The sequence below is a fragment of the Clostridium sp. OM02-18AC genome (assembly GCF_003481825.1).
In the GTDB taxonomy this organism is placed as follows: Bacteria; Bacillota; Clostridia; order Lachnospirales; family Lachnospiraceae; genus Brotaphodocola.
In genome coordinates this window covers 1-2,587 of sequence record NZ_QULW01000038.1, presented here as the reverse complement: position 1 = coordinate 2,587, position 2,587 = coordinate 1, and the positions used below count along the sequence as shown (strand labels likewise).

Genomic DNA, 2,587 nt, shown 5'->3' with positions numbered 1-2,587 from the left:
GATTATTTGATATCGTTGTTGGTCTTGCCTGCACGGAACTGGGAAATATCATCCGTTTTCTTGGAAGCATCGTACAGGTTTGCTGCTGCTACATACATAGCTGCGCATCTTACAAGGTCATCTTTGTAGGTGATCTCGTTCGGAGCATGAGCCTGGCTCTCAGCACCCGGGCCAAATCCTACGCACGGAATGCCGTAACGTCCCTGGATTGCAACACCGTTGGTGGAGAAGGTCCACTTATCGATCAGCGGACGGTTGCGGAGCTCCTTGGTGGAATCCGGTCCCATACGCTTGTCGCCGAACAGTGCAACATGAGCATCGTACAGAGCCTGTACATGTGCTGCGTTCTCTTTGTTGATCCAGGTCGGGAAGTAGCACTCGGTCTCATATACTTCGCCGGTCCATGACGGACGGTCGTACATGTACATGGAAACCTCTACGTCATCGCCGTATTTCTTTACGCTCGGCAGCTGACGGATCTCTTCCAGACAGGAATCCCAGGTCTCGCCTGCAGTCATACGGCGGTCAACAGAGATTGCACAGCTGTCTGCTACTGCACAGCGGCTCGGAGAGGTATAGAAAATCTGGGAAACGGTGCAGGTTCCTCTTCCAAGGAACTGAGCATCCTCGTAGTGCTCCGGATTGTATTTCGGGCTCAGCATCTTTACCAGACCCTTGATATCGGTATCTTCGTCGCAGCCGTTGTTGTTCAGTGCGCGGATATCGGAAATGATGTCAGCCATCTTGTAGATTGCGTTGGAACCACGCTCCGGTGCAGAACCATGGCAGGAAACGCCCTTTACGTCTACACGGATCTCCATACGTCCGCGATGTCCACGGTAGATACCGCCATCGGTCGGCTCAGTAGAGATTACGAACTCCGGAACGATCTTGTCCTTGTTGTAGATGTACTGCCAGCACATACCGTCGCAGTCCTCTTCCTGTACGGAACCAACGATCATGATCTTGTAGCCCTCTGGAATGAGGTTTAAATCCTTCATGATCTTTGCGCCGTAAACAGCACTTGCCATACCGCCTTCCTGGTCGGAACCGCCGCGGCCGTAGATGATCTCGTCAGTCTCGTAGCCCTCGTACGGATCTGCTTCCCAGTTGTTGATGTTGCCGATACCTACGGTATCAATGTGGGAATCGATTGCGATGATCTTATCGCCTTCGCCCATCCAGCCGATTACGTTGCCAAGGCCGTCTACTTCTACTTTATCGAAGTTTAATTTCTCCATCTCAGCCTTGATGCATGCTACAACTTCCTTCTCCTCGCAGCTCTCGCTCGGATGAGAGATCATGGCTCTCAAAAATGCAGTCATATCTGCACGGTATCCTTCTGCTGCTGATTTGATTTTTTCAAAATCAAGTCCCATTGTTTTACCCTCCTGGATTATATATGTTCTTGTTATTAGGTTCTTAACTGTCTGTATCCCGTTCCTGATTACTCAGCAGTCGGATACTCGCCGCCCCATACGATCTTTTTGTACTTGTCCGGATCGGTGTCTCCCTCGGTAGAGAACATCAGGACCTTACTGTCGCGGTTCAGCTCTAATGCATCGCGCAGCTCTTTGTATTCATCGTCCTGCATGATGGTAGAGATCACACCCATACCAACAGCTCCGGACTCACCGGATACAACCTTCGGATCTCCCTTAACCGGAGCAGCCAGCATTCTCATACCCTTTGCTGCTACCCAGTCCGGGCAGGAAACGAATGCGGATACATGGTTTCTTAAGATATCCCAGCCGATGATGTTCGGCTCGCCGCATGCAAGACCGGCCATGATTGTCTGAAGGTCACCGCCAACGATGCGCGGCTCGCCGTCTCCTGCAACTGCACCCTTATACAGGCATGCTGCAGCGCCAGCTTCCATAACAACGAATTTCGGCGGATTCTCCGGATACAGGTTGGTGAAGTAACCAACCACTGCACCTGCAAGGCTTCCAACACCTGCCTGAACGAATACGTGGGTCGGACGGTTTACAGAAACCTCACGCAGCTGCTCTGCAGCCTCGCCTGCCATGCTTCCGTAACCCTGCATGATCCATGCCGGGATCTCCTCGTAGCCTTCCCATGCGGTATCCTGAACGACTACACCGTGCGGGGTTGCTTCTGCCTCAGCTGCTGCCATACGTACACAGTCGTCATAGTTGACTTCCTCGATGGTTACCTTAGCGCCCTCTTTTGCGATGTTGTCGAAGCGGGTCTTGGTGCTGCCCTTCGGCATATGTACAACTGCCTTCTGGCCCAGCTTGTTTGCTGCCCATGCAACGCCTCTGCCGTGGTTTCCGTCAGTAGCGGTAAAGAAGGTAGCCTGACCAAACTCCTCACGGAATTTCTCGCTGGTCAGATAATCGTATGTCATCTCGGACACATCACGTCCCATCTCACTTGCGATGTAGCGTGCCATTGCGAAAGAACCGCCCAGCACCTTAAATGCGTTTAAGCCAAAGCGATAGCTCTCGTCCTTTACAAACAGACCGCCAAGGCCAAGACCCTCAGCCATACCGTCCAGCTTTGCGAGCGGGGTGATGGAATACTGTGGGAAGCTCTTGTGGAACTCACGCGCCTGTTTGATATT

General features: G+C 52.3%; 2 protein-coding genes. Both read right to left on the bottom strand.

The features are described 5' to 3' along the window. Positions 1-2 precede the first annotated feature (2 nt). Entirely contained in the window at positions 3-1,379 is a 1,377-nt protein-coding gene (locus DXB18_RS15960) for a YgeY family selenium metabolism-linked hydrolase (protein ID WP_118708894.1), read from the bottom strand. Positions 1,380-1,447: 68 nt separating this feature from the next. Next, on the bottom strand, positions 1,448-2,587 hold a 1,140-nt coding region (gene dpaL / locus DXB18_RS15955; protein ID WP_118708892.1), incomplete at its 5' end, for a diaminopropionate ammonia-lyase.